Raw genomic sequence first — 25,619 nt, 5'->3', positions numbered from 1 at the left:
GAACTGACATGACCGAAGACAACACCGAATTTGATTTTCAAAAAGCCCTTAAAGGCATCCAGGAAGGTAAACCCTTCACAGGTAAGGGCGGCGTCCTTACATCATTAATCAAAAATCTTGCTGAAGCTGCTCTTGAAGGAGAGTTGGCGTCCCATCTCGGGCAGGAAGTTTCTGCCAACCGCCGTAATGGAAAAAGCAAAAAGACCATTAAATCCCTGGATGGTAAATTTGAGCTGGAAACCCCGCGTGACAGGGCCGGAACCTTCTCTCCACAGATCGTCAAAAAACATCAGACAACGCTCAGCGATGAAATTGAAAGAAAGATAATAGCCCTTTACGGCCTGGGCATGAGTTATAATGATATGGCTTCCCATTTACAGGAAATCTATGGACTTGAGATTTCAAATGCCACTCTGAGCACCATTACCGATAAAATCATCCATACCGTCAAAGAATGGCAGGCCAGGCCGTTGGAAAATGTGTACCCAATCGTATGGCTTGATGCCATACATTATAAAGTACGAGAAAACGGAAAGGTCGGCAGCAAAGCCGTTTACACAATTCTTGGGGTGAATATCGAGGGCCGCAAAGAGGTTCTTGGGCTGTACATATCCGAGAATGAGGGTGCGAACTTCTGGCTGCAGGTGTTAACAGACCTTTCAAACCGAGGGGTAAAAGATATCCTGATTGCCTGTGTTGATGGTCTAAAAGGTTTTCCCGAGGCCATTGAGACCATATTCCCGGACACAGAAGTTCAACTCTGCGTAGTCCACCAGATCCGAAATTCATTGAAATACGTTGGTTCCAAAAATAAAAAGGAATTTATGGCAGATCTAAAACGTGTTTATAAAGCGGTCAATAAGGATCTGGCCGAAGAAGAACTGGATATCTTGGAAAATAAATGGAATGACAAATACCCGATTGTGATAAAATCCTGGCGGAACAACTGGGAACGCCTCAGTCATTTCTTTAAATATCCAGAAGAGATTCGACGGATAATATACACCACAAATACCATTGAGGCTGTGCATCGACAGTTTCGAAAACTGACCAAAACAAAGGGATCATTCCCGAACCAGGACAGCCTGTTAAAGCTGCTTTACATGGGGATCCAGAACGCCAGTAAAAAATGGACAATGCCGATTCAAAATTGGTCACTGACAATTTCCCAGTTGGCAATTTTTTTTGAAGGCCGGCTGGATAAAGAGCTGGGAATTTGATAGGGATTTATTTACAGATGGAAAAGATGGTTCCAGGAACTCCACTCCAGCAAAAGTCAACTCCTCCGACGTGGCTGATTGAAGGCCCATTCTCGGACCTGACTTTTACTTCCGCTGGCGCTGAGGCAGATCCGGGAACCGAAACCGTGACACAGAATTCTGAACATTCCTCTGTCGCTTCGCTCCCTGTATCCCGTCATCTTTTTTTTCGAGTGATTCCGAGTTGTTTCATATTATACCAGATACAGGCACGGGATACTCCGAAATGCTGCGCCCTTTCCGATTGTGTCATGTCATCATTTGTCTCCACATGGAGGCGCAAAGCTTCCAGATCCAAACTTCGTGGTCCTTTTGGACCGGGTTTCTTGTATGACAAACCATCTTCGGCAGACGTCCAGTTGTGAACACTTCCACGGGATACATTAAACTGACTGGCAGCTTCCGTCTTGCTTCCTCCATTTTCTACAAAATCTATAACGCGTTTGCGTAAATCTGATGAATATCTCATGGGGAAAATATAAGTTGTATAAATCCTTGTTCAAGTAATTGTTTGCTCTGCTATATTTGACAAGGACTCCATATTTGAGATTGGAAAATATCATGGCCAGTCACAGATTACATCACTTGCACGCTTGAATGGGTATCCGGTCGGTGTCCTGGCAAATGATACACGGTTTAAGGCCGGTTCCTTTGCATGGGATGTTGCTGAAAAATATCAGCGGTTTGTGGATATGTGCGATACCTTTCATCTGCCGGTTGTCAATCTCATAGACCAGCCCGGTTTTTTTATCGGTGTGGAGTCAGAAAATTACGGCACCATCAGAAAGGGCGTTCGGGCAAGTTTTTCGGTCATACAGGCAACGGTTCCCTGGGCATCCATTTATGTGAGAAAATGTTTCGGCGTGGCCGGCGGGGCCCAGTCCGATCCGGCGAAATTAAATTGGCGATATGCCTGGCCGTCATCCTATTGGGGAAATATTCCCATAGAGGGAGGGGTGTATGCGGCCCACCGGTCTGAAATTGAATCTGCAGAAGACCCCATGGCCCTTCATGATAAACTTCAGGAATACTACAGGGGGTTTGCCCAGCCGTTCAGGGCGGCAGAGCATTTCGGGATTGAGGATATCATAGATCCAAGGGAAACCAGGCCTTTATTATGCGACTGGGTTGAAACAATCTTTGACCATGAAAAAACAAATTTGGGCATCAAGAAAAGAGGGATGAGGTGTTAGTCAATTAAGTTATATTGTTTTTTAACCAAAGCGACTGCAAAAGGAGAAAAAAATGATCAAACCATTCCCAAGTGTTATAGAGACACATGCAAAGAATCAACCCGACCATATTGCCTATTCTTTTTTTGATCAGCCCGTAACCTATGGTGAGTTTAACCGGCAGATAGATATCGTGGCAGGATCCTTTTTGGAGATGGGTATGAGACCGGGGGACCGGATTGCCACCCTTTTGCCCCAGTCACCTGCCTTTTCAACGGTTTTTATGGCTGCCGGCAGGATCGGCATGGTGGTTGTCCCCCTTGATCCCCGGTTCAAGGTCGGAGAGATGGCTGCCCTGTGCCACCGGACCTCGCCCAAGATTTTAGTGACCCTGGCCTTTCCCGAAGAGATCAAGAGGGAGGTTGAACAGCTGGTGGACGCTTTTTCTTTTGAGGCTGTTTTTTCATATTTTGGAAATTTGGATTACCCCAAAGCCAAACCCTATGAGACTTTGCTGGAAGGAGAGGCTAAACCTGTTCCTGAAAAGTTTCACCCCAAAGGAGATGATCCCTATATTATCATCTTTACCAGCGGAACCACGGGTCGGCCTAAGGGGGCTGTGCTCAGCCACAAAAATACCTGGGGAATGGCCAAGGCAACAACAGAAGCTTGGAATTTAGCCGCGTCGGATAAATTTTTATGCAATATGCCCACAAGCCATGTGGCCGGAACCCACGACATGCTGGCCACCCAATTTTATGCCGGGGCAACCGGGGTATTGGTACCCAAATTTGATCCCCAGGAAACCCTGGATATTATTTCCAAGGAAAAATTGACCTTTATGGGCGGTGTGCCCACCATGTACCGGTTAATATTCAAGAATGCTGATTTTTCCTCGGTGGATCTTTCTTCTATTAAATGTGCGATCACCTCTGGAGAACCCTCCTCTGCTGAACTGGTCCAGGAAATCGCAAGATCCTTTCCAGAGGCAAAAATAGTGGCCTCTTGGGGCATGAGCGAAACCGGGGGCTTTTTTACCTTTACCGGCCTGGATGACGGGGCGCAAATTGTGGAAGAAACAGAAGGCAAACCCGGCACTGGATTGGAAATGAAAATACTGGATACCCAGAATCGACCTGTGCCCACAGGAGAAATCGGTGAAATGTGGGTCCGGGGGGAGAGCGTAATTTCAGGGTATATGGATCCGGAAGACGATATCGGTGTTTTTGTGGGCGGCTGGATGAGTACCGGAGACCTTGGCGCTCTTGATGAGAAGGGGTACCTGCACTTTATGGGCCGGATCAAAGAGATGTATATCAGCGGCGGGTATAATATATATCCCATGGAAATAGAATCTTATCTCAACGCTTATAAGGGGGTGAATACCTCTGCTGTGCTGGAAATCCCCGATCCTTTATGGGGTGAAACCGGTGTGGCCTTTGTGATTCCCGAGCCAGGGGTTGAACTTAATCCTGAAGAACTGCTGGCATATTGTAAAAAGGGCATGGTCGATTATAAGGTGCCTAAAAAGATAATCATTACCCAGGATGTGCCCCGGTCGCTCATCGGGAAAATAGTCAAAAATGAATTGCGCAAAACCATAAACAATTATCTTGATTAGCCCCGGGGTTGCAAACATCAGTAAGGGTTAATCTAAAGGTCAGGAACCCAGCTTTAAGGCTCTCAGGGGGGTATCTGCTAAGATCTCATAACCCAGGAGAGAAAAGCCTTGCTTTGCGGCAGAAGGATGGAAAGATCCGATTCTTCTGGTTCAAGGGGGTGGGTGAGACAGTTGACCCTTGGGACTGACCCTGCAAATCAATTTAATAGATTAAAATCAAGGAGAGAAAAACATGAGTATTGAAATATTGAGTCCCATGCCCGGAACCATCTGCCAGGTAAATGTCGGTCCTGGCGATCCTGTTGTTGAAGGCCAGGAACTGCTGCTTTTGGAAGCCATGAAAATGGAAAATCCCATTATTGCAACCGGTAAGGGTGTTGTAAAAGAGGTCTTGGTGAAAGAGGGGGACATGGTTGCCACCAAACAGGTGCTTGTGGTCATAGAAGAAGAATAAAAAATTCAATGGCCAGATTTTAACCCGCATATTTCACGAATCGATTTTGCTTTAGCTGCAAGGCGCCAGGCCGTGAAGCCGTAGTGAGTTACTGCGAACGGTCTGCAACGACGCAGATGAGGTAAAATCGGTTCGCCCGAAGGGTGACTACCCTTGGAATTGGTTTGGTAAGTAATTATAACTTGTTGTATTTAAAGAAATTAATATCCGGTTTCCTCAAATTGTCAGTTTCTGACCTTCAGGTTATGAAATATTCGGGCTAATGGTGACCATCAAACAAGGAAGACAATTATGAATCTTGAGAATGTAAGTCTTGCCTATTTTTTACCCACAGGAACAATCCAAAAAATACTTAGGGCCATTGCCAAGGGGTATGGGGCAAAACAGGTTGAGCAAATTGATTTGACATTACCGGCAGCTGATATTCAAAGGAAAAAGGAAAATCAAGAAGAATTAATGATTTTGGGGGTTCCGGTCTATGAGGGACGAGTGTCCAAGACCGCCATCCCGAGATTAAAACAGCTTACGGCAAAAAATACTCCTGCCGTTGTTGTGGTCATGTACGGCAACAGAGATTTTGAGGATGCCCTTCTTGAATTAAACGACCTTGCCCTGGAACTTTCCTTTTTACCTGTTGCCGGGGGGGCCTTTATCGGGGAACACTCGTTTGCAAGGGAAGACAGGCCCATGGCCAATGGACGGCCTGATGCCCAAGATATCAAGGCGGCTATGGCGTTTGGATCAAAGATACGTGAAAAGATAAAGGCGCTGGACTCTGTGGACAAGGCCGCTTTGATCACGCCTCCCGGAAATACCCCCTATGTTGAACATGACAGGCGGGGAATGGAGGATAAAGCCGCCTCCACCATTGATGAAGACTGTACCCTGTGTGGTGAATGTGAACCGCTTTGTCCGGTAGGCGCCATCACCATTGAGCAGACCGTTAAGACAGACAGCCTGGCCTGTATTCTCTGCAACGCCTGTGTTAAAAACTGCCCTGCAGGGGCAAGGGTTGTGGCAGATCCCATGATCAATAAAGTGGTCAGCTGGGTCAGTAAAAATTTCCAAGACAGAAGAGAACCTGAAATATTTATGGTTCATCAGAAAATCGCGTACCTGGACTGAGAAACATCACTGGGAAGGCAATAACACAGTAAGGATTTTTATGCTTGAAATGATGGTGTGAACATGATCATGTTCTAATTTTTTTGTGTTATTCGCACAAAATCGGAGAATGAATTAATGTCCACAAGCTTCATATACCATGCCTTTGGCCTTCGTGACTACTTTTATAAAACAACACGTTTCATCGGTGGAATAATCACTTTTGAACTCATACCAAAACCGGAGGCGGTAAAATGCCCGGAATGTAATTCCAGGTCCGTCACCAGGAAAGGGATTGTGACAAGAGATCTCAGAACAATACCGGTAGGTTCAAAACCCGTGATTCTCAGGACGGCTATCCAGAGAATTTGGTGTTCGTTCTGTCAATTTGTCCGGCAAATCAAACTATCCTTTGCCCAGGAGGGGAAAAGCTATACCCGGGCTTTTGAACGGTATGTCTTGGAGTTGTCTCAGTTCATGACAATCAAAGATATTGCCATCCATTTAAGGATCAGCTGGGATACGATAAAGCAGATCCAGAAAGAAGACCTGCTGAGGCGTTATCGAAATATCCCCCTTGAGAAAGTCCGGCAGATTGCCATAGATGAAATTTCCATAGGGAAAGGGCATAAATACTTGACCATCGTGATGGATCTGGAATCCGGTAGAATTCTGCACGTGGGAGAAGGAAAAGGTGGTGAAGCTTTGAAATCTTTTTGGACAAAAGTGAAAATATCGAAAGCAAAAATCAAAGCCGTCAGCATCGATATGTCCCCGGCATACTTGAGTGCTGTTATTGAAAATCTTTCTGGTTCAGCAATTGTCTTTGACAGATTTCATGTTGTTAAATTGTTCAATGAGAAACTGTCGGATTTCAGGCGAAAGCTCTACAACCTTCTTGCCAATACCGGGCAACAAAAACTTCTGAAGGGAGTCCGGTGGCTTTTGTTAAAAAATCCCGAAAACCTCAGTGATGACAAGAAGGAGGCCCAACGGTTAGAAGAAGCATTGAAAATAAATCAGCCGCTATTGGTAGTCTACTACATGAAAGAGGAACTCAGGCAAATATGGAATCAAAAGAAAAAAGAAACAGCTGAAAAGATAGTCAGCAATTGGATCAATCTGGCCAATATTTCCAAAATTTCAATGTTGATGAAATTTGCCAAGACCTTGGCTGTGCACAGGCAAAGAATCCTTTCATACTATGATTACAGGATATCTACAGGTCCTTTAGAAGGGACAAATAACAAGATAAAAACCATGAAACGGAAAGCTTATGGATACAGGGATTCGGAGTTTTTCAGGTTGAAACTTTTGGACCTTCACAATAAAAGGTACGCATTAATCGGATGAACCATATTTATTTAACCCAGAATGACACGCTCCACGGTTTTACCGGAGGGGCGTGTCATGGGTATTGTTTTTCAGGGCAGTCTTGCTGAAAAATTGGGGTGTAATGGCTTGTTTTTATGATTGATGGGCTTCTGGTGTTGATATCCCGGTCTGGATATAAGGCAAAAGCATGCCCCGGATAATGCCGCCGACACGTTTCATATGGGCCCTGATTTCATCATCTGTTCTTCCGGGATATTTTCTGAATGAAATTAAAATTCCGCTGAGGCAGGAAAAAAAAGCATGGGACAGAAGCCGTACATCGCCCTCATAGTTCATTTTTGTAAAAATAATATCAAAAATATTTAATATTCGTCTTGCAACGTTGTTAAGGCTTTTTGATGCCTCCGGGCTGATATTACCGAATAGAAAAAAGTGGGTGATCATCCGCCAGTGATTTTCATGGTCAATATAAAAATCAAGATAACGGTTCATCAATTTTTCAATGTCAATATCAATTTCTTCGGAAACCATGATGTCCATTTCATCGAGAAGCTGGTTGGTCTCTCTTAAAATGGCCTGGACAAACAGGGTCTCCTGGTTTTCAAAATAGGTGTAGATTGAGGAGACGGCCATTCCAGCTTCCTTTGCAATCTCCCTCATGCTGGCACGGTCATAGGTTTTGCTGCCAAAAATTTTTTGGGCCGCATCAATGATGAGGTTTTTCCGGAGTTCCCTGTCCTCCTGTTTTAATTTTGTAAGGGTGCTTATTTTTTCCATCTGATTCCTATTTGTTTTATGTCTTTATCTGTCCTGAACCATACCATTGCACAGGGCAAAAAATCAAGCATCTGCGTCTTAAGATATGCGTTTCACGGTTTTTAGACTTGACACACAGAACAGTGTTCGTTATTTAGAACAAACCGATAGATTTATTTAAACCATATGGAGGCCTGTTATGCAAGAAAAGATTTTATCTGAAATAGCGTATGACCCTTCATGGGGTATACGGCCGACTCTGGAAGCCGAGCCCATGACCACCTATGAGATGTTTCATAAAAATGCGCTTTTATATCCGTCAAAGCCGGCCCTTATTTTTCTGGATAATAAGATTTCATATTCACAGCTGGATACCCTGGTGGACAGATTTGCCTCAGCCCTGTTCAAGCTGGGGATAAAAAAGGGTGACCGGGTGGGGGCGCTTTTGCCCAATTGCCCCCAGCATGTGATAGCATTTCTTGCAGCCAACAGGCTTGGGGCGATTCATGTCCCTGCCAACGTCATGTACGAGGGGGAGGAACTCAAACATATTTTAACGGATTCGGGAATGAAACTTGTCATTACCCTGGACCTGTTTTATGAGAATCTTTGTTCCGTGATGGAGGGCACGGACGTCCAAAAGGTGATTGTCACCGGGATTGATGATTTTCTGGCCTTTCCCAAATCAATGCTCTATCGGCTGAAAACCCGTTTTGACGGGACAAGGGTCAAGGTGGGCTATGGAGAGCATACCTTATCTTTTATGAATTTATTGAAAACCGGGGGCTCATTTTCGAAGCGTCCTGATATTGATTTTGACGATACCATGCTGATTTTGTATACCGCCGGCACCACGGGCAAGAGCAAGGGGGTCATGCTGACCCATCGAAATTTTGTTTACAATGCCGGCAACCAGGCTGAAAATTTTGATATGACAAGCGGTAATGTGAACCTGGTTCTTTTTCCCATGTTTCATATTTCAGGCCAGTAGTGTCCGGTTAGGTTGTTGCATATAAAAAGCATCTAAAATCATTGAAAAAACAGTCGGTTTTGTGTTGACAAATGTGCGTAAAAATTTTTGTGCGCCTTGAAAATTTAACTCAAGGAGCTCAAATGACGCACATCTCAGTCCCTAAAAAACAACTACGGTCCCTGAACTTTGACAATTTCAGGTGCCCTCTGATAAAGTCACTTTCAAAAGCACCGGAATTACAATCTCGAGGAGACCGCCCTTTAAAAATGACATTCGAAGACCAGATAAATGCTTTGGTTTATTTCCATCTTCAGGAGCACAAGTCTGCCCGACATTTAATTCAGGATCTCAAGGAGAATGTTTTTGCTAAAGAAAATATTGCGCCAGACGGTGGTATCAGCCGTAGTAGTTTCTGTGAAGCCATCAATCACAGGGGACTCGAACAACTGCAATTTATCTTTGAGGATCTTTATAAACAGGCTCTTGAGTGTCATCCGGGTGAACACGCCGAGTTAGGAGAGTTGGTTTCCATTGACGGTAGTCTCATAAATGCAGTCCTTTCAATGCACTGGGCGAACTACAGAAAAGGAAGTAAAAAAGCCAAAGTACATTGCGGATTTGACATTAATCACGGAATCCCAAACAAAATCTTTTTGACTGAAGGCAACGGCGCTGAACGCACTTTTGTTCCCAAAATACTTTCCAAGGGGCAAACAGGTGTTATGGATCGTGGATATCAATCCCATAAAGAATTTGACCTGCTTCAGGAGCAAGGCAAACATTTTGTCTGCCGTATAAAAACCAGGACAACAAGAACAATTATTGATAACCACGAGACCCCTTCCGACAGCTACATTTTTTATGATGCACTGGTTAAACTTGGTACTCCGAATCAAAACCAGACGAAAAGGCCTGTTCGGGTTGTTGGCTATAAAATTGCTGGCGTCAAATACTATGTGGCAACTGACAGGCATGATTTAACAGCGGAACAAATAGCAACAATTTATAAACTCCGGTGGACCATTGAGGATTTTTTCAAATGGTGGAAAGAACATCTGAAGGTATATCATCTCATTGCCCGCAGTGAATACGGCCTTATGGTTCAGATTCTTGGCGGCCTTATCACTTACCTGTTACTGGCAATCCATTGCCAAAAACAGTTTAATGAAAAGGTCACGATCAAAAGAGTTCGGCAGCTGCGAACCGCCATTCTAAATGACCTTTTTGGCTGCGAGGAGCAGGGCTCTCATAGTTCAAACAGGGACAATATTGTCAAAGATCAAAAAATTATTGAGCAAGCAAAAACCTAACCGGACATCACTGATTTCAGGCTATCTTTTGGCCACCATTTGCATGTTTTACGGGGGCGGCACCACCATTCTCGAGCCCCGGTTTGATGCGGCCGTTATATAAAAATTCTGCATAAATACAAGGTCAGCGTGTTTTTTGCGCCCCCCACCGTATATATTGCTTTTTTTAATCTGCCGGATTTTGACCAATACGATCTTTCCAGCCTTAAGGTCGGCGGCGCATCAGGCGCACCTGTACCTCCGGCCATCCAGGCAAAGTGGCGGGCAAAGACCGGTTTGGACCTGCTCAACGGCTACGGTCTGACTGAAACCACTGCCGGGGCCATTGTCTCTTTGCCCAATAAGTTCAACCATGACGCCATCGGGGTGCCCATGGGCGGAGAGGTTAAAATTGTTGATGACCAGGGAAACAGCGTTCCTTTGGGTGAGCGGGGGGAAATCCTTTTTAAGGGGCAGCAGGTGGCAAAAGGGTATTGGAATCAGCCTGAAAAGACCGCCAAAACCTTTGTTGACGGATGGCTGCATACCGATGACATCGGGACCATGGATGAACAGGGATTTGTGTTTTTCCTTGACCGGGAAAAGGATTTGATCATTGCCTCTGCCTATAATATTGCACCGGCCGAAGTGGAGGCCGTACTCATGAAGCATGAAAAGATTCAGGAGGTGGCTGTTATCGGCGTGCCTGACGAATACCGGGGGGAAACGGTCAAGGCCTTTGTGGTGCTGGAAGAAGATGCCAAAGGGAAGATCAGCCAGGAAGAGATCCTTGAGTACGGCAAAGCCAATATGGCGGCGTATAAATATCCGAGACTTGTTGAATTTATTGATGAGCTGCCCAAATCTCCCATTCAGAAAGTGTTGAGAAAAGAACTGAGGGATATGGAAGCGCTTCGCAGAGAGGGGTGTTGACAATTATACCCCATGATATTTGAAAAAAAGTAAAAAGGAGAGCAGGACAATGGCGTTTGAAGAAGTTCTCAGCCAGCTGGCCGGAAAAAAAAATACTGCATTGCAGATGGGAGGGGCTGCCAAGGTTGAAAAACAGCATGCCAAGGGAAGGTTTACCGCAAGGGAACGGATCGCAAAGCTTTTGGATAAAGATTCTTTTATGGAATTTGGTCTTTTGGCCACATCCGATATGCCGGGAATGGAAAATAAAACACCGGCCGACGGCCTGATCTGCGGGTACGGATTGATCGAGGGACGGCGAATTGGGGTGGTTGCCAATGATTTTACGGTTCTGGCATCAACCAATGCACGGATTAATTTGAAAAAAATGCTTCAGTTCAAGGCCCAGGTTAAAAAAAATAAGGTTCCTTTGATCTGGCTGGGGGAAGCCGGCGGTGCAAGGATGCCTGACTGCCAGGGGGCCAAAAATATTTGTACCCTGGGCGGGGGAGGAACCCATACCCTTTTTAGCGAATATACCCATTTCAGGGAAATGCCCTTTGTTATGGCGGCCATGGGAGAGTGTTACGGGGTTCCTGATTTTGAAGCCATGCTGGCAGACTGTGTCATCCAGGAGAAAGGCAGTGTGCTGTCCATTTCAGGGCCCAGGGCATTGAACAGGGCCATTGGCCAGACCTTTACCGGGGAAGAGATGGGCGGATGGAAAATCCATGAAAGTATTACAGGCATTGCGGACAAGGTGGCTGAAGATGAATCCCATTGTTTTGAATTGATCAAGACCTTTTTAGGGTATATGCCCTCCAATAATCAGGAGCGGCCTCCCCGGATTCCGGTTCCTGAAGGCTCGGGCAGTAAAATGGAAACCATTCTTGATTTCATGCCCGAAAAAAGAACCCGGACCTATGATATGCATTCTCTGATCGAATGTATGGTTGACGGTGGAAAAATTTTTGAAATCAAACCCAATTTCGGTAAAATGCTGATCACCTGCCTGGCCAGAATAGACGGTGAAGTGGTGGGATTTATTGCCAACAATCCCTTTTACAATGTGGGTGCCATGGACACGGACGGGCTTGAAAAACATACCAGTTTTCTATGCCTGTGTGATTCATTTAATATTCCCATTATTTTTCTCCATGACACTCCCGGCCACATGGTTGGAAAGGAGGCCGAAGAAAAAAGGGTGGGGGCCAAGGTGGTGAACAATCTCCAGGCCCTGTGCCAGGTCACGGTGCTCAAGATTGTGATTGTCATCCGCAAGTCCTATGGCCAGGCTGCTGTCAACATGTGCGGCCCGGGAATCGGTCCGGATTATTTTGTCTCCTGGCCCACCGGGGAACTCGGGTTCATGGAGCCGACCATTGCGGCGGATGTCGTATTCGGGGGCCTGCCCGAAGAGGAACGGCAGCAGATGCTCGATCATATGATCAGTGATTTGTCTCCCTATCCCGCAGCCCAGGACTATTTTATTCAGGATATTATAGACCCCAGACAGACCCGGTCATACCTGACCCAGGTCTTGTCCGTTATCCGGGATTCACATGGCCGGGGCGTGGGTGAGCACCGGCTGTCAAACTGGCCGACCAAGTTCTGACGAACAGAGGCGCAGGGGGGTTAAAACAAATTCCCTGCCTTGTCACGGCGGTACGGGGTTGGAAATGAAGGAATGTTCAGAATTCTGTGTCACGGTTTCGGTTCCCGGATCTGCCTCAGCGCCAGCGGAAGTAAAAGTCAGGTCCGAGAATGGGCCTTCAATCAGCCACGTCGGAGGAGTTGACTTTTGCTGGAGTGGAGTTGGGCGCATTCCTATTTTCCCGGTTTTAAAAAGGCCTGTCTTTTAGAGCAAAAAGAATGATATCCTCTGTTACGCTGAAATGAACATAAATGGATTGTGCTAATGAAGAAAGCTGAAGATTGTAATACTGTTGATGAAGTCCTTGCATGCCTCAAAGAACTGGAAGAAGATCCAAATCGCTTGGTTCGTAACGCTAACGAATTAGAACAGATGGAGCAGGAAATCCTTGAGTATACAAATCGGATAAGGTTCATCCGATTAATGCGTACCTTTTATTGTGAAGGTCCAAAAGTTTCAACCTGAAAAACTCCGAATCCCTGTATCCATAAGCTTTCCGTTTCATGGTTTTTATCTTGTTATTTGTCCCTTCTAAAGGACCTGTAGATATCCTGTAATCATAGTATGAAAGGATTCTTTGCCTGTGCACAGCCAAGGTCTTGGCAAATTTCATCAACATTGGAATTTTGGAAATATTGGCCAGATTGATCCAATTGCTGACTATCTTTTCAGCTGTTTCTTTTTTCTTTTGATTCCATATTTGCCTGAGTTCCTCTTTCATGTAGTAGACTACCAATAGCGGCTGATTTATTTTCAATGCTTCTTCTAACCGTTGGGCCTCCTTCTTGTCATCACTGAGGTTTTCGGGATTTTTTAACAAAAGCCACCGGACTCCCTTCAGAAGTTTTTGTTGCCCGGTATTGGCAAGAAGGTTGTAGAGCTTTCGCCTGAAATCCGACAGTTTCTCATTGAACAATTTAACAACATGAAATCTGTCAAAGACAATTGCTGAACCAGAAAGATTTTCAATAACAGCACTCAAGTATGCCGGGGACATATCGATGCTGACGGCTTTGATTTTTGCTTTCGATATTTTCACTTTTGTCCAAAAAGATTTCAAAGCTTCACCACCTTTTCCTTCTCCCACGTGCAGAATTCTACCGGATTCCAGATCCATCACGATGGTCAAGTATTTATGCCCTTTCCCTATGGAAATTTCATCTATGGCAATCTGCCGGACTTTCTCAAGGGGGATATTTCGATAACGCCTCAGCAGGTCTTCTTTCTGGATCTGCTTTATCGTATCCCAGCTGATCCTTAAATGGATGGCAATATCTTTGATTGTCATGAACTGAGACAACTCCAAGACATACCGTTCAAAAGCCCGGGTATAGCTTTTCCCCTCCTGGGCAAAGGATAGTTTGATTTGCCGGACAAATTGACAGAACGAACACCAAACTCTCTGGATAGCCGTCCTGAGAATCACGGGTTTTGAACCTACCGGTATTGTTCTGAGATCTCTTGTCACAATCCCTTTCCTGGTGACGGACCTGGAATTAAATTCCGGGCATTTTACCGCCTCCGGTTTTGGTATGAGTTCAAAAGTGATTATTCCACCGATGAAACGCGTTGTTTTATAAAAGTAGTCACGAAGGCCAAAGGCATGGTATATGAAGCTTGTGGACATTAATTCATTCTCCGATTTTGTGCGAATAACACAAAAAAATTAGAACATGATCATGTTCACACCATCATTTCAAGCATAAAAATCCTTACTGTGTTATTGCCTTCCCAGTGATGTTTCTCAGTCCAGGTACGCGATTTTCTGATGAACCTCGGATAAGCGCCTTTTTTTTAAAAAAAAGATCCAGGCCTCAGTAGATTCCTCTGAACAGGTCGACCAAGAAAAAGAATTGATGTCCAATTGGCCGGGACGGATGAAAAGCGAAGGGCTTGAGACCGTTTGGATTCAGCTTTGTACAGATAGTTCGGTTGATATTCATGTTCGATACTATCGAAGGTCCTGTGACCGCCGAAAAGGAAAAAGATATAAAGGTGCATACGCTGGCTTAATCCTTCTTGGAATCCATGATCGCTGCTCGCCTGCTTTGGCTTCTATGGTGAGTTCTTGGTCAGCCTTATTAAGTTCTTTTGAAGAAGTCCGTCAAGTGCTTTGTGACCGTGGGATGACGTTGGGTATAAAGGTCATCCGTAAACTGACCTATCGGTACGCAGAGCGGGCTCGAGCCGAACAACAAGCGGGCCGAATCCCATTAAATGATAGAGATTTACTTGAAGGGCGGCGAGTCGTTATCAGCACTGATGGTGGCCGCACTCGGCTCAGAGAGAAGAAAAGGGGACCAAAAACCCAAAAGGATAGAACCCGATTTCGTGGGGCATGGCGAGAACCCAAGCTTTTGATCATTTATGTAGTGGACGCCCATGGAAAACAAGAAAAAAGCTTTTCACCATTTATTGATGGCTGTTTCAATGGACCGGATGGTGTATTCCACTTGTTAAAGGGTTATTTGAACTCCCTTCATATTCAGAACTCAGACAAAATACTGTTTGTTGCAGATGGGGCACATTGGATTTGGAATCGAATCCCCGGACTGCTAAAAGCATTGGGTTTGGCTCCTGAGCGTGTGTATGAACTTCTCGATTTCTACCATGCAGTTGAGCATCTGGGTACAGTAGCAGGCTTAAGGAAGACCTGGTCATCCAAGGAACGCAAACGCTGGGTATCGAAGCAGCGAGGTCTTCTGCTGAAGGGAAAGGCGATTGAGGTGGTACAGGCCGTCCAGAAGCTTTGTAGAGGCAGAAACAGTAAGGCTATCAAGACGGAACGGGATTATTTTGTGCGCAATGAACTGAGGCTTAATTTCTCAACTGTAAAAGCGTTGAACTTACCTATTGGCAGCGGTGCTATTGAAAGTTCGATTCGGAGAGTCGTGAATTTACGTCTTAAAGGTCCATGCATCTTTTGGTATCGGGAGAATGCAGAAAAAATGATTATGCTGCGATCATTTTATAAAGCAGGGCGTTGGAACTGCCTGAAGCAGATGGCAAACATGCACAATCCAGTGCCAGCGGTATAACCGGGAAAATGGGAATGCGCCCGTGGAGTTCCTGGAACCATCTTTTCCATCTGTAAATAAATCCCTATCAAATTCCCAGCTCTTTATCCAGCCGGCCTTCAAAGAAAATTGCCAACTGGGAAATTGTCAGTGACCAATTTTGAATCGGCATTGTCCATTTTTTACTGGCGTTCTGGATCCCCATGTAAAGCAGCTTTAACAGGCTGTCCTGGTTCGGGAATGATCCCTTTGTTTTGGTCAGTTTTCGAAACTGTCGATGCACAGCCTCAATGGTATTTGTGGTGTATATTATCCGTCGAATCTCTTCTGGATATTTAAAGAAATGACTGAGGCGTTCCCAGTTGTTCCGCCAGGATTTTATCACAATCGGGTATTTGTCATTCCATTTATTTTCCAAGATATCCAGTTCTTCTTCGGCCAGATCCTTATTGACCGCTTTATAAACACGTTTTAGATCTGCCATAAATTCCTTTTTATTTTTGGAACCAACGTATTTCAATGAATTTCGGATCTGGTGGACTACGCAGAGTTGAACTTCTGTGTCCGGGAATATGGTCTCAATGGCCTCGGGAAAACCTTTTAGACCATCAACACAGGCAATCAGGATATCTTTTACCCCTCGGTTTGAAAGGTCTGTTAACACCTGCAGCCAGAAGTTCGCACCCTCATTCTCGGATATGTACAGCCCAAGAACCTCTTTGCGGCCCTCGATATTCACCCCAAGAATTGTGTAAACGGCTTTGCTGCCGACCTTTCCGTTTTCTCGTACTTTATAATGTATGGCATCAAGCCATACGATTGGGTACACATTTTCCAACGGCCTGGCCTGCCATTCTTTGACGGTATGGATGATTTTATCGGTAATGGTGCTCAGAGTGGCATTTGAAATCTCAAGTCCATAGATTTCCTGTAAATGGGAAGCCATATCATTATAACTCATGCCCAGGCCGTAAAGGGCTATTATCTTTCTTTCAATTTCATCGCTGAGCGTTGTCTGATGTTTTTTGACGATCTGTGGAGAGAAGGTTCCGGCCCTGTCACGCGGGGTTTTTAGCTCAAATTTACCATCCAGGGATTTAATGGTCTTTTTGCTTTTTCCATTACGGCGGTTGGCAGAAACTTCCTGCCCGAGATGGGACTCCAACTCTCCTTCAAGAGCAGCTTCAGCAAGATTTTTGATTAATGATGTAAGGACGCCGCCCTTACCTGTGAAGGGTTTACCTTCCTGGATGCCTTTAAGGGCTTTTTGAAAATCAAATTCGGTGTTTTCTTCGGTCATGTCAGTTCTCCTTATTTAGCTGAGTATATCAGCTTTCATTCAACTGACACAGAATTTTGAACGCCCTTGGCAATTCATACAATTGTTTCCATCTTGGACAATTTTAAAAAACAGTCAATTAAGGAAGCCCTTAAGGATTTTATTTGTATAAATAAAACTCTTGTTGTTGACGCCTTACCCAGTGATCCCCCCCACAAAAATGACCTATCCACCGCGGTAGATGAGCTGTACAAGATCCGAAGTAAAATTGCTCATATTGGGACCCATGGTTCATTCACAGTTGATAGACTGCATCGATCAGATCAGTTTGTTTGCAGCGTCTCTAAAGTTTTGCTTAAAAAACGATTAAGTTTTTTATAGCCATGGAGGCCATAGCTATTTTGTGCGTAAATGAAAACTCAATTGAGAACGTTTTATTCGGTCATTTCATTTTTTTAAAAATTGATGGATATAATTTATTAAGAAATAAAGTAGGTCCCTTTGATGGAAATAGTTTCTGAACCACAAAGTGGTCTATTCCAGAGAATGTCGGCCCTATAATAAGACCTCCATCAAGGCACCCCATGCCTGTCGGGATAAGAAATCTAAGTGTTTTTCCAATTTTCCCACCCAAATTGTCAGCCACCTTATTCCTAAATGAAGAAAATGATTCATTGATCTCATTGTCAGAAAGATTCGGGTCTATATTATTTTAGGGATGATATATGAACTCTGTATTACCTTATCATGACCCAACAGAGCATCGAGAGTGATCGGTTTGCCAAATCACAAGAAATGGGACTTAAAAACAAGAAACCACATTAACTTATCCGAAATAAAAAACCCCAAGAACCGAAATTCTTGGGGTGTTTTGATTGGGTTGGCTCCCCAGCACGGACTTGAACCGCGGACCCATTGGTTAACAGCCAATTGCTCTGCCAACTGAGCTACTGGGGAGCATGTGTCTTTAAACAAGACTCGGAGTTTATATATCAGGGGAAAATCTTTGTCAAGGAAAATCATAAGACTTTTGGCTAAAAAATTTGACATTATCCAGGCATATGTTTATTCTTTAGCAAGATTGATGACTTAGAATAAGAAAGGAAAATTTCATGGACGTTACCAGTATACAAGGTCCCAATCCTTACGCAAACAACCGCCCCGCAGCCGAAGACTCTTTGGTACAACAGAACCGGGAAGCCCTTAAAACCGATCTGAACCCCCAAAACGTTCAGGCGGCAAATCAGGCCTTTCAAGTCAATATCACCCAAGAGGCCAGGAATCAGCAGGCCCAAGAAACCCAGCCCATGCCAGAAACGCCAGATCAGCCCCCTGCCCAGCAGCGGGTCAGCCAGATTATTGATACTGTGGCCTGATCTTACCCCTTATTATTATGGGGCCGCTGTTTTAGCGGCAGATAATAATGGATAAACCCAAACATAATTTCATTCTCACCAGCGTAAACTGAACTGGAAACTCAATCATGATTACTGAAAACGGCATTGTTACCCGGGCAACCTCTGACAGGGTATGGGTTAAAACCATAAGATCTGCAGCATGTGAAAGCTGTTCCTCAAAAGACAGTTGCGGTTCCGGGCACCACGGGGCCAAGGAAATGACCGTGATTGTCAAAAACACCCTTGGGGTTGAAAAAGATGATACCGTTGTCATCGGTATTGAATCAGGCCCCATGCTCTACTTAAGTTTTCTGCTCTATGTCTTTCCCATCCTATTATTGGTGATCGGCGCTGTTATTGGTGACAGCCTGGCACCCACCCTTCAAATGAACAAATCCCTTTTAGCCATGATCATTGGATTTTCATGCTTTTCAGCAGCTTTTTTTATTGTTCGAAAAAAGCAGGCATCCATGTCCGAAAAAGAGGAATACAAACCCTTTCTCGTAAGGAAAAAATCCCGTTCAATCACTGATTCCTGTCCCAATTTATAAATAAATTACTGCTATTTTTCTCTTGTAAATCCAGCGCCAATATAATATAAACGCGCCAGTTGTGGGTTCGTCGTTAAACTCTAACCCTTAATCATTGAGAGAAGAATTATGACATCACAACGAGATCTTAAAATAGCTGTATTGATCATGGTCGTTCTTTTGGTCACAGGTATTATCTGCTATGCATCTTTTTCACCCCCTGTTCCGGAAAATCCAGTAAGGCTCATGTTCCAAAATCAGGCCGGCAAAGTATTGTTCACCCATCTCATGCACACAGACACCTATAGTTTGGAGTGTCTGGACTGCCATCATAACATTGAAGATGATGACACCTACAACTGCAGTGAATGCCATGAAGACACAGGTGATGAAGACATGCCGTCAAGGGCGGATGCGTTTCACGCCCAATGTAAAGGATGCCATGAAGATTATGGTTCAGGTCCGATAGAATGTAATTCATGTCATGCGTTGTAATTTAAGGATGATTTTTTAATCATCCTTTTTTTTTGCCTGACTTACGCTTTTTACAAGATAAGGACAAATTATGATTAAACGATCTTTTTTTGCTCTATCCAGACCCAGGCTGACCTATGACCTGCTTGATACAAAGCTTAAGGCGCCTGAGGCCATCCCTGTTCCCGGCAGTCTTACCCTGCTGCTGCCCGAAGCCATTGACAGCAGTAAAAAGGCCTTGCTCAAACAAGGAGATGCTGTCAAAAAAGGGGAAAAACTAAAACTCTATGAAGACAGTGACGCCTATGTTTTATGTCCTGTTGCCGGTATCGTCAGGGGTTTTGAGCCCTATTTCGGTGATTTTGGAAATGAAGCCACTTATATCCTGATCAAATCAGATCCATCCAAAAACGGAAACAAGGACAACGTGGATCTGAACCCGGTTGAGGATATTGATTTTGCAGATGCCTTTCTCAAGCAGCTGCCCGGCGCCCTGCCCTTTGATATTCTGGCAGATGAAACCAAAAAAATAAAAACCATTGTGATCACAGGGGCGGACACAGATATCCTTTCTGACACCAGCCAGTTTATATGCACCCATTTCACAGATGAAATGGTGGAAGGCACCCGGATACTCAAACGACTGACACAGATCCCCAAATTCTGCATCACCCTGCCGGAAAAACTTTATACCCGTGCCAACTTCGGCACCATCCAGGTTTTAAAAACCTCGGAAGTCTATCCGGCTACCCTGCCGGCCATGGTCATGAAAGACCATCTGGGCCTGATCCTGCCGCCGGGTAAAACCCCTGAGGATCTCGGGGTATGTTTTATCCGGGCAGAGGCCTTGGTCTCCCTTGCCAGGGTGTTTCAGACCAAACAATTTGTCTTTGAAAAGATGATCACCCTGATGGATAAGGCCGGAAAAAAACATAGGCTCACCGCCACCATAGGTACGCCCTTGAGCAAAATATTCAGCCGGTTCAATATCCAGCTCAATGAAAAGGACAGGATCATCATTGGCGGTCCCATGAGGGGATTTACCACCTATACCCCCCACCGCCCGGTGATTGCGGAAATGGACATGGTCATCATCCAGGACAAAGAGATTATCCCGGAACTCTCAGACACCCCCTGTGTCAACTGCGGAGAGTGTATCAGGGTCTGCCCTGCCAATGTGCCGGTAAATCTGCTTGTCCGTTATCTTGAAGCGGATGAATATGAAGAGGCTGCAGATAAATTTGATCTGGAATCCTGTATTGAATGCGGTCTCTGCGCCTATGTGTGCAAGGCAAGGATACCCCTTTACCAATATATCCGGCTCGGCAAACATGAGCTTTTGACCCTAAGAGCAGAAGCTTAAAATGGAGGCTGCCAATGAATGATGCAAAACTAATCGTTTCCCATGCCCCGTTCTGGCATGACGGAGACTCTTTATTCCAATTAAACCTGAATTATATCCTGGCCCTGCTGCCTGCTGCCGTTTTCGGCATCATTCAGTTTGGTGCCCCGGCCCTTGGCGTCATCGCGTTGTCGATATCTTCTGCAATGCTCTGGGAACTTGTCATGACGCTTATCTCAAGACAGGCTATCTCCATCGGCAACATGGAATCCGCAGTGATCGGCCTGCTCTTCGGCCTGATGCTGCCGGCCATGGCTCCCTGGTGGCTCGTGGTGGCAGGCACCTTTGTGGCCGTGGTCATCGGAAAATTCATTTTCGGAGGGATCGGTGCCAACCCCTTCCATCCAAGCCTCATCGCCATTGCCATTCTGACCATGTCCTGGCCCATGTTCCTGGATTTTGACACCGCCTATGTCTCTTATCAATTTGACTATACCGCCCTTGCCCCTTTAGTGGCCTTAAAAGCCCAGGGTCCCTCGGTGGTTGAACTGTTTCCCCTGGCAGACCTTTTTATGGGCAAAGAGGTGGGCGGCATAGGAGCCACCTTTGGTCTCGGCCTTATCATCGGCGGGATTTATCTCATGCTCAGGGGCTATACCCGGTGGGAGATCGTGGTCTCCTTTATTGCGGGTATCCTTGTAACGGCAGGCCTTTTTTACCTGGTCAACAAAGAGGCATATGCCAGCCCCTTTTTCCATCTTTTCTCAGGATACACCCTGCTGGGGGCATTTTTCCTGGCCACGGAGAATTCTTCTTCTCCGGTCAACAAAATTCCCATGCTGATTTACGGTTTTTTGGGGGGATTCATGATCATTCTCATGAGAAATATCGGTGTGTATGCCGACGGAACCGTCCTTGCCATTCTTTTGATCAACCTTGTGAACCCCCTGATTGACGCCATAAGACCCAAAGCCCTGGGGAAGGGAGTGAACAATGCGTGAAATGATGAGCATGATCATTGTATTAACCGTACTCACCGCAGTATCCGGAGGTCTTTTGGCCGCAGTTGAATCGGGCACAAAACTGCGGATTGAAGAACAGGTCCTTAAATTTCAAAAAGCCCCGGCCATTGCAGAGATCTTCGTTGATGTGACAAACGATCCCCTCAAGGAACGCTTCCCTGTATCTGCAGAGGGTATATCAATCCAGGTTTTCCCGGCAATAATGGAAGACGGCTCCAAGGCGGTTGCCTTTGAAACCAAAGGCAAAGGCGGTTACGGCGGAGATGTGGGACTGATGATCGGTATCAGCCTGGAAACAGATCAAATCATTGCCGCCCGAGTCACCACCCATTCGGAAACCCCGGGGCTCGGCGCCCGGGCCAAGGATGATCCCTCGTTTGTATCCCAGTTTTCAGACAAATCATTGTCCGAAAATCTGGCCCTGAAAAATGACAACGGGTCCATTGACGCCATGTCCGGAGCCACCATTACCTCACGGGCCGTGACCCTGGCCGCCATACAGGCACAGGATCTGTACAAAAAACTCAAACCTGAAATCGTAAAACAGATTAAATAAGAGGGAGGTCAGATAAAATGGCACAATCCTTGGCAAAAGAATTTACAAAAGGACTATGGGCTGAAATACCTCCTTTCAGAATAGTGCTGGGCTTATGCCCGGTTCTTGCGGTCACAAAGACCGTTGAAAACGGAATCGGCATGGGCATGGCCACCACTTTTGTTCTGGTATTTTCAAACCTTTTGATATCCATGCTCAGAAATATCATCCCCACCAAGGTCAGAATCGCCTGTTACATCGTTATCATTGCCACCTTTGTCACCATTGTTGAGCTGGTGATGCAGGCCTTTACCTATCCTTTATTCCTGAAACTTGGGATATTCATTCCCCTGATCGTTGTCAACTGTATTGTACTGGGAAGAGCTGAAGCCTTTGCCAGTAAAAACAATCCCATCATGTCCATTGCGGACGGACTGGGCATCGGTATCGGTTTTACCCTCTCTCTTGCAGCTTTAGGTGCGGTGCGCGAATTTATCGGTGCCGGCACCCTCACCATCTGGGGGGGAACCCCTGCATTTGACATCACAACTGTGTTTGCCGGATTTCAGCCCTTTACCTTTATGGTGGAGGCACCCGGCGCTTTTGTGGGCTTGGGGCTGATGCTGGCAATCATGAATCTTATCCCAAGTAAATAAAGGAGACGATCAATGGAATATTTTGAACTTGCCATCGGATGTATCTTCATCAACAATATTCTCCTGGCCCAGTTTCTCGGCAACTGCCCATTCCTAGGCACATCCAAAAAAATGGAAACCGCAGTGGGCATGGCCATGGCTGTTGTCTTTGTCCTGGTCATGGCAGGCATTATCACCTGGATGGTGGATACCTACCTGCTCAAAGGGCTTGGTGTTGAATATTTAAGAACCGTATCCTTTATCCTGGTCATTGCCTCTCTGGTCCAGTTTGTTGAAATGTTTTTAAAAAAGAGTATCCCGGGGCTCTATGCGGGACTTGGAATTTTCCTGCCCCTGATCACCACCAATTGCGCGGTCATGGGGGCCTGTCTGATCAATATTTCCAAGGAATACACCTTTGTCCAGGCCACGGCAGCTTCTTTTTTCTATGCCGTGGGATTCGGCCTTGCCCTGATCCTCTTTGCAGGTCTCAGGGAAAGAATCAACCTGGCGCGGGTGCCCAAACCGTTGCAGGACACCTCCATCGGCCTTGTGACCGCTGGAATGATCGCCCTGACCTTTACGGCCTTCAAAGGCATGGTCTAAGCGGTCCACGTGGTTTTGCTTTAAAGATGAACCGTGTTAACGCACTAATTATCAAAAGGTGATTTTATGCTTCCAGCTTTACTGTTCATGTTAGGTATCGGAGCGGTTTGCGGTATCGTGCTGAGCTTTGCCTCTAAAATATTTTACGTTTATGAGGACCCGAGAATTGCCCAGGTGGAAAACAACCTGGCCGGTGCCAATTGCGGCGGCTGCGGATATGCAGGATGCTCTGCTGCGGCAGATGCCATTGTATCCGGACGGGAAGACCCCTCTTTGTGCATTATCAATTCAAAAGAGGGAGTTGAGGCAGTCTCTAAAATCATGGGAGTTGAGGCGGGTTCGGCAGAAAGTCCCATGTCCTATAATATGTGCGAAGGCGGCAACCGGGCCGCGGATAAATATATTTACATGGGAATCTCCTCGTGCAAGGCCATGGCCGTGATCTTCGGCGGCAAACGGGTCTGCGGTGTGGGCTGCATCGGCCTTGGCGACTGTGTAAAGGCCTGCCAGTTTGGCGCCGTATACATGGGGCCGGACGGACATCCTGTGGTCAGAGAAGAAAAATGCGTGGGGTGCGGGGCCTGTCAGAAAGCCTGTCCCAAGGACATCATTGAGGTCAAGACCCTGTCTGAAAAACTCATGAAGTTCAACCAGAAACATGACCCTCTGGCCCCCTGCGCCCAGACATGTCCGGCTGAAATCAATATTCCCAGGTACATCAACCAGCTGAAAAACGGTCAATACAAAGAGGCGGTTCAGACCATCCGGATGCGCAATCCCCTGCCGCTTGCCTGCGGCCGAGTCTGCCCCCATCCTTGTGAAAACGAATGCCGCAGGGGCGTTAAGGACGAACCGGTTTCGATCAACCAGCTCAAACGCTTTGTTGCAGATTATGAGATGAATTCAGGTTCCAGGATTCCCATTACCTGTGCCCCGGACACGGGCAAAAAAATTGCTGTTATCGGCGGAGGGCCGGCAGGGCTTTCCTGTGCCTTTTTTCTGCGGCGCATCGGACACCAGGTCAATATTTTTGAGGCCATGCCCAAGCTGGGCGGCATGCTCAGATACGGCATCCCTGAATACCGGCTGCCCAAAAAAGTATTGGACTGGGAGATCCAGGGTATTCTGGATCTGGGCATCAATTCATTCTGCCATTTGAAATTCGGTGTGGATTTCGGTCTGGGGTCTCTTATGGCCGCCGGATACAACGCGGTCTGCCTGGGTGTCGGAGCCTGGAAAGATTATGAACTGGGGATCGAAGGAGAGGATCTGCCCGGATGCTTTACCGGCATTGACTTTCTCCAGAGAATTTCCTCGGGAGAAAAGATTGAACTGGGCAGAACCGCTGCCATTGTGGGCGGCGGAAACACTGCAGTGGACTGTGCCAGGACCTTGCTTAGGCTGGGCCTTGACAAAGTGTACATGGTCTATCGACGGACCCGGAAAGAAATGCCGGCCAATGAAGTGGAAATTGTGGCCTCGGAAGAAGAGGGGATCCACTTTGTCTTTCTGGCTGCCCCCACACGGGTCAAAGCCAATGAAGAGGGCCGCTGTTCATCCCTTGAATACCTGAAAATGCAGCTGGGAGAACCTGATGCCTCAGGCCGGCGGAGGCCCGAACCCATTGAAGGCTCTGAAACCCTTTTGGATGTGGACATGGTCATCTCAGCCATTGGCCAGTCTCCTGACACCTCTTTCAAGGAGCAGGATCCCCACCTGAGAATGACCGAACTGGAACTGACAAGGTGGAACACCGTGGACAATGATCCTGCCACTCTCCAGGCCTCGGTTCCCTATATCTATACGGCAGGGGATGCAGCCACAGGACCTGCGCTTGTGGTGGACGCCATCGGTTCCGGCCGTCGGGCGGCCCGGTCCATAGATCTTTTCCTCAAAGGAGAGCCTGTTAAACCCCCGGTGGATTCTCTTCAGCAAAAACGGATCCACGAGTCTATTTTCAGTTCTGTGGACGGGGTGGGCCGGATCAAACGGGCCAAAATGCCGGAACTCCCCATGGACCAGCGATTGGATTCCTTTGTTGAGGTGGACCTGGTCCTGCCCGAAGAAGAGGCCCAAAGGGAAGCGGCACGATGTCTTAACTGTTGCAGGATATGCTACGACCCGGATCCCAATTTCCCCATTGCCAAATAATTTAATATAGTGCATAAACAATAAGGTCTGCACATAAAATGTGCAGACCTTATTGTTTACACCATAAAAAAAACGGCGATTCATTTTGAGTTCACACCCCTC

Annotated in this window: 24 protein-coding genes and 1 tRNA gene; 20 read left to right on the top strand and 5 right to left on the bottom strand. The window is 46.2% G+C overall.

Annotated elements, in window-relative coordinates; all coding sequences use genetic code 11:
• Positions 1-8 precede the first annotated feature (8 nt).
• Complete coding sequence (locus HUN05_09945; protein WDP85411.1) at positions 9-1,220, top strand: IS256 family transposase; 1,212 nt, start codon at positions 9-11, stop codon at positions 1,218-1,220.
• A 196-nt stretch (positions 1,221-1,416) separates the two neighbouring features.
• Here HUN05_09945 and HUN05_09940 read toward each other — a convergent pair whose 3' ends face one another.
• Positions 1,417-1,728 (bottom strand): hypothetical protein, encoded by a 312-nt coding sequence (locus tag HUN05_09940; protein WDP85410.1) that lies wholly within the window; start codon positions 1,726-1,728, stop codon positions 1,417-1,419.
• Positions 1,729-1,750: 22 nt separating this feature from the next.
• On the opposite strand from HUN05_09940, the gene HUN05_09935 reads away from it, so the two are divergent.
• The 5 genes from HUN05_09935 to HUN05_09915 all read left to right on the top strand — a co-directional run bounded on the left by HUN05_09935 (position 1,751) and on the right by HUN05_09915 (position 6,963).
• Positions 1,751-2,452: a hypothetical protein gene (locus HUN05_09935; GenBank protein ID WDP88016.1), complete on the top strand. Its 702-nt coding sequence runs from the start codon at positions 1,751-1,753 to the stop codon at positions 2,450-2,452.
• Positions 2,453-2,504: 52 nt separating this feature from the next.
• Positions 2,505-4,052, top strand: coding sequence for an acyl--CoA ligase (locus tag HUN05_09930; protein ID WDP85409.1), 1,548 nt, complete (start codon positions 2,505-2,507; stop codon positions 4,050-4,052).
• Between the two features lie 232 nt (positions 4,053-4,284).
• On the top strand, positions 4,285-4,506 hold the full coding sequence (locus tag HUN05_09925) for an acetyl-CoA carboxylase biotin carboxyl carrier protein subunit (GenBank protein ID WDP85408.1): 222 nt from the start codon (positions 4,285-4,287) through the stop codon (positions 4,504-4,506).
• 291 nt (positions 4,507-4,797) lie between these two features.
• Complete coding sequence (locus HUN05_09920; protein ID WDP85407.1) at positions 4,798-5,631, top strand: 4Fe-4S binding protein; 834 nt, start codon at positions 4,798-4,800, stop codon at positions 5,629-5,631.
• Between the two features lie 117 nt (positions 5,632-5,748).
• On the top strand, positions 5,749-6,963 hold the full coding sequence (locus HUN05_09915; GenBank protein WDP85406.1) for an ISL3 family transposase: 1,215 nt from the start codon (positions 5,749-5,751) through the stop codon (positions 6,961-6,963).
• Positions 6,964-7,077: 114 nt separating this feature from the next.
• On the opposite strand, the gene HUN05_09910 is transcribed toward HUN05_09915, so the two are convergent.
• Entirely contained in the window at positions 7,078-7,722 is a 645-nt protein-coding gene (locus HUN05_09910; protein WDP85405.1) for a TetR/AcrR family transcriptional regulator, read from the bottom strand.
• A gap of 178 nt (positions 7,723-7,900) precedes the next feature.
• On the opposite strand from HUN05_09910, the gene HUN05_09905 reads away from it, so the two are divergent.
• The 4 genes from HUN05_09905 to HUN05_09890 all read left to right on the top strand — a co-directional run bounded on the left by HUN05_09905 (position 7,901) and on the right by HUN05_09890 (position 12,490).
• Complete coding sequence (locus tag HUN05_09905) at positions 7,901-8,692, top strand: acyl--CoA ligase (GenBank protein WDP85404.1); 792 nt, start codon at positions 7,901-7,903, stop codon at positions 8,690-8,692.
• A gap of 122 nt (positions 8,693-8,814) precedes the next feature.
• Positions 8,815-9,984 (top strand): IS4 family transposase, encoded by a 1,170-nt coding sequence (locus tag HUN05_09900; protein ID WDP88015.1) that lies wholly within the window; start codon positions 8,815-8,817, stop codon positions 9,982-9,984.
• 129 nt (positions 9,985-10,113) lie between these two features.
• Positions 10,114-10,896 carry an AMP-binding protein gene (locus HUN05_09895; GenBank protein WDP85403.1) on the top strand — a complete coding sequence of 261 codons (783 nt, stop codon included), beginning with the start codon at positions 10,114-10,116 and terminating at the stop codon, positions 10,894-10,896.
• 49 nt (positions 10,897-10,945) lie between these two features.
• Positions 10,946-12,490, top strand: a complete 1,545-nt coding sequence (locus HUN05_09890; protein ID WDP85402.1) for a carboxyl transferase — start codon at positions 10,946-10,948, stop codon at positions 12,488-12,490.
• Positions 12,491-12,941: 451 nt separating this feature from the next.
• Here the strand turns inward: HUN05_09890 and HUN05_09885 are convergent, their stop codons facing one another.
• A complete protein-coding gene (locus HUN05_09885) occupies positions 12,942-14,156 on the bottom strand; it encodes an ISL3 family transposase (GenBank protein ID WDP85401.1) in 1,215 nt (404 codons plus the stop codon).
• Between the two features lie 250 nt (positions 14,157-14,406).
• Between HUN05_09885 and HUN05_09880 the strand changes: the two genes are divergently transcribed.
• Complete coding sequence (locus HUN05_09880) at positions 14,407-15,567, top strand: hypothetical protein (protein ID WDP85400.1); 1,161 nt, start codon at positions 14,407-14,409, stop codon at positions 15,565-15,567.
• A gap of 67 nt (positions 15,568-15,634) precedes the next feature.
• On the opposite strand, the gene HUN05_09875 is transcribed toward HUN05_09880, so the two are convergent.
• Positions 15,635-16,846 (bottom strand): IS256 family transposase, encoded by a 1,212-nt coding sequence (locus HUN05_09875; GenBank protein ID WDP85399.1) that lies wholly within the window; start codon positions 16,844-16,846, stop codon positions 15,635-15,637.
• An 860-nt stretch (positions 16,847-17,706) separates the two neighbouring features.
• Positions 17,707-17,782 (bottom strand) — tRNA-Asn (locus tag HUN05_09870).
• Between the two features lie 155 nt (positions 17,783-17,937).
• Between HUN05_09870 and HUN05_09865 the strand changes: the two genes are divergently transcribed.
• The 9 genes from HUN05_09865 to HUN05_09825 all read left to right on the top strand — a co-directional run bounded on the left by HUN05_09865 (position 17,938) and on the right by HUN05_09825 (position 25,517).
• Positions 17,938-18,201 carry a hypothetical protein gene (locus tag HUN05_09865; GenBank protein ID WDP85398.1) on the top strand — a complete coding sequence of 88 codons (264 nt, stop codon included), beginning with the start codon at positions 17,938-17,940 and terminating at the stop codon, positions 18,199-18,201.
• A 107-nt stretch (positions 18,202-18,308) separates the two neighbouring features.
• On the top strand, positions 18,309-18,773 hold the full coding sequence (locus HUN05_09860; protein ID WDP85397.1) for a SoxR reducing system RseC family protein: 465 nt from the start codon (positions 18,309-18,311) through the stop codon (positions 18,771-18,773).
• Positions 18,774-18,881: 108 nt separating this feature from the next.
• Positions 18,882-19,247 (top strand): cytochrome c3 family protein, encoded by a 366-nt coding sequence (locus HUN05_09855; GenBank protein ID WDP85396.1) that lies wholly within the window; start codon positions 18,882-18,884, stop codon positions 19,245-19,247.
• Positions 19,248-19,317: 70 nt separating this feature from the next.
• Positions 19,318-20,589, top strand: coding sequence for a 4Fe-4S dicluster domain-containing protein (locus HUN05_09850; GenBank protein ID WDP85395.1), 1,272 nt, complete (start codon positions 19,318-19,320; stop codon positions 20,587-20,589).
• 14 nt (positions 20,590-20,603) lie between these two features.
• Complete coding sequence (locus tag HUN05_09845; protein ID WDP85394.1) at positions 20,604-21,569, top strand: RnfABCDGE type electron transport complex subunit D; 966 nt, start codon at positions 20,604-20,606, stop codon at positions 21,567-21,569.
• Positions 21,562-22,146 (top strand): RnfABCDGE type electron transport complex subunit G, encoded by a 585-nt coding sequence (locus HUN05_09840; protein WDP85393.1) that lies wholly within the window; start codon positions 21,562-21,564, stop codon positions 22,144-22,146. The genes HUN05_09845 and HUN05_09840 overlap by 8 nt, the downstream gene beginning before the upstream one ends.
• Positions 22,147-22,163: 17 nt before the next feature.
• Positions 22,164-22,781 carry an electron transport complex subunit E gene (locus HUN05_09835; protein WDP85392.1) on the top strand — a complete coding sequence of 206 codons (618 nt, stop codon included), beginning with the start codon at positions 22,164-22,166 and terminating at the stop codon, positions 22,779-22,781.
• 12 nt (positions 22,782-22,793) lie between these two features.
• Positions 22,794-23,366: an RnfABCDGE type electron transport complex subunit A gene (locus HUN05_09830; GenBank protein WDP85391.1), complete on the top strand. Its 573-nt coding sequence runs from the start codon at positions 22,794-22,796 to the stop codon at positions 23,364-23,366.
• 66 nt (positions 23,367-23,432) lie between these two features.
• Complete coding sequence (locus HUN05_09825; GenBank protein WDP85390.1) at positions 23,433-25,517, top strand: RnfABCDGE type electron transport complex subunit B; 2,085 nt, start codon at positions 23,433-23,435, stop codon at positions 25,515-25,517.
• Positions 25,518-25,619 lie beyond the last annotated feature (102 nt).

It is taken from the genome of Desulfobacter sp. (assembly GCA_028768545.1).
Lineage (GTDB): Bacteria > Desulfobacterota > Desulfobacteria > Desulfobacterales > Desulfobacteraceae > Desulfobacter.
Note: the sequence above shows the minus strand (reverse complement) of the source record. Positions and strands in the feature narration are given on the sequence as shown.

Bases quoted from the DNA above. Each gene is read 5' to 3' on its own strand.
- HUN05_09945 (WDP85411.1), top strand. From the start codon at position 9: ATGACCGAAGACAACACCGAATTTGATTTTCAAAAAGCCCTTAAAGGC.
- HUN05_09940 (WDP85410.1), bottom strand. From the start codon at position 1,728: ATGAGATATTCATCAGATTTACGCAAACGCGTTATAGATTTTGTAGAA.
- HUN05_09930 (WDP85409.1), top strand. From the start codon at position 2,505: ATGATCAAACCATTCCCAAGTGTTATAGAGACACATGCAAAGAATCAA.
- HUN05_09925 (WDP85408.1), top strand. From the start codon at position 4,285: ATGAGTATTGAAATATTGAGTCCCATGCCCGGAACCATCTGCCAGGTA.
- HUN05_09920 (WDP85407.1), top strand. From the start codon at position 4,798: ATGAATCTTGAGAATGTAAGTCTTGCCTATTTTTTACCCACAGGAACA.
- HUN05_09915 (WDP85406.1), top strand. From the start codon at position 5,749: ATGTCCACAAGCTTCATATACCATGCCTTTGGCCTTCGTGACTACTTT.
- HUN05_09910 (WDP85405.1), bottom strand. From the start codon at position 7,722: ATGGAAAAAATAAGCACCCTTACAAAATTAAAACAGGAGGACAGGGAA.
- HUN05_09905 (WDP85404.1), top strand. From the start codon at position 7,901: ATGCAAGAAAAGATTTTATCTGAAATAGCGTATGACCCTTCATGGGGT.
- HUN05_09900 (WDP88015.1), top strand. From the start codon at position 8,815: ATGACGCACATCTCAGTCCCTAAAAAACAACTACGGTCCCTGAACTTT.
- HUN05_09890 (WDP85402.1), top strand. From the start codon at position 10,946: ATGGCGTTTGAAGAAGTTCTCAGCCAGCTGGCCGGAAAAAAAAATACT.
- HUN05_09885 (WDP85401.1), bottom strand. From the start codon at position 14,156: ATGTCCACAAGCTTCATATACCATGCCTTTGGCCTTCGTGACTACTTT.
- HUN05_09880 (WDP85400.1), top strand. From the start codon at position 14,407: ATGAAAAGCGAAGGGCTTGAGACCGTTTGGATTCAGCTTTGTACAGAT.
- HUN05_09875 (WDP85399.1), bottom strand. From the start codon at position 16,846: ATGACCGAAGAAAACACCGAATTTGATTTTCAAAAAGCCCTTAAAGGC.
- HUN05_09865 (WDP85398.1), top strand. From the start codon at position 17,938: ATGGACGTTACCAGTATACAAGGTCCCAATCCTTACGCAAACAACCGC.
- HUN05_09860 (WDP85397.1), top strand. From the start codon at position 18,309: ATGATTACTGAAAACGGCATTGTTACCCGGGCAACCTCTGACAGGGTA.
- HUN05_09855 (WDP85396.1), top strand. From the start codon at position 18,882: ATGACATCACAACGAGATCTTAAAATAGCTGTATTGATCATGGTCGTT.
- HUN05_09850 (WDP85395.1), top strand. From the start codon at position 19,318: ATGATTAAACGATCTTTTTTTGCTCTATCCAGACCCAGGCTGACCTAT.
- HUN05_09845 (WDP85394.1), top strand. From the start codon at position 20,604: ATGAATGATGCAAAACTAATCGTTTCCCATGCCCCGTTCTGGCATGAC.
- HUN05_09840 (WDP85393.1), top strand. From the start codon at position 21,562: ATGCGTGAAATGATGAGCATGATCATTGTATTAACCGTACTCACCGCA.
- HUN05_09835 (WDP85392.1), top strand. From the start codon at position 22,164: ATGGCACAATCCTTGGCAAAAGAATTTACAAAAGGACTATGGGCTGAA.
- HUN05_09830 (WDP85391.1), top strand. From the start codon at position 22,794: ATGGAATATTTTGAACTTGCCATCGGATGTATCTTCATCAACAATATT.
- HUN05_09825 (WDP85390.1), top strand. From the start codon at position 23,433: ATGCTTCCAGCTTTACTGTTCATGTTAGGTATCGGAGCGGTTTGCGGT.